Origin of the sequence: Streptomyces sp. SM11, assembly GCF_002910905.1 — a bacterium.
In the GTDB taxonomy this organism is placed as follows: Bacteria; Actinomycetota; Actinomycetes; order Streptomycetales; family Streptomycetaceae; genus Streptomyces.
In genome coordinates this window covers 1-1,042 of record NZ_NEUE01000044.1, presented here as the reverse complement: position 1 = coordinate 1,042, position 1,042 = coordinate 1, and the positions used below count along the sequence as shown (strand labels likewise).

General features: G+C 73.0%; 1 protein-coding gene. It reads left to right on the top strand.

The genetic code is table 11. The features are described from left to right. Positions 1 to 1,042: aminotransferase class V-fold PLP-dependent enzyme (locus B9S58_RS02865; RefSeq protein ID WP_103530570.1), on the top strand; the 1,042-nt coding region annotated here is incomplete at both ends.

Below are 1,042 nucleotides of genomic sequence, written 5' to 3'. Positions count from 1 at the left end.
TCCACACCCCACCCCTCGCCCTGGCAGCAGCAGCCGACCTCGCCGCCAGCGCCCTCAACCCCTCCATGGACTCCTGGGACCAGGCCCCCGCCGCCTCCGCCCTCGAAGCCGACCTCACCAGCGCACTCGCCACCGAGATCTACCCCGACACCCCCTCACCCGACGCCGTCATCACCACCGGCGGCACCGAAGCCAACCAACTCGCCCTCCTCCTCGCCCGCGAACGCCACGGCCCCGTACAGACCATCTGCGGCACCAACGCCCACCACAGCATCGCCCGCGCCGCCTGGCTCCTCGGCCTCCCCGAACCCGTCGTCCTACCCGCCCCCGCCGGCACCCTCGACCTCGCCGCCCTCGACGACGCCCTCACCGAACTCCACCGCCCCCTCCTCGTCGTCGCCACCGCCGGAACCACCGACACCGGCGAGATCGACCCCCTCCACGCCATCGCCGACCTCTGCACCACCCACGGCGCCGAACTCCACATCGACGCCGCCTACGGCGGACCCCTCCTCTTCAGCCCCACCCACCGCCCCCTCCTCCACGGCCTCGACCGCGCCCACAGCGTCACCCTCGACCTGCACAAACTCGGCTGGCAACCCGCATCCGCCGGCCTCCTCGCCGTACCCGAACGCCACCACCTCACCCCCCTCCACCACCACGCCCCCTACCTCAACGCCGACGACGACACCGAAGCCGGCCTCCCCGACCTCCTCGGCCGCTCCCTGCGCACCACCCGCCGCCCCGACGCCCTCAAGATCGCCGTCACCCTCCAGGCCCTCGGCCGCACCGGACTCGCCGACCTCCTCGACCGCACCCTCGCCACCGCCCACCACCTCGCCGACCTCATCACCAAGACCCCCACTCTCGACCTCTACGACCACCCCACCATCAGCACCGTCCTCTTCCGCCCCACCGGAACCGACGACCACACCGTCGCCACCGTCCGCCGCACCCTCCTCCAACGCGGCCACGCCGTCCTCGGCCGCGCCCACGCCGAAGGCCGACTCTGGCTCAAGGCGACCCTCCTCAACCCCCACAC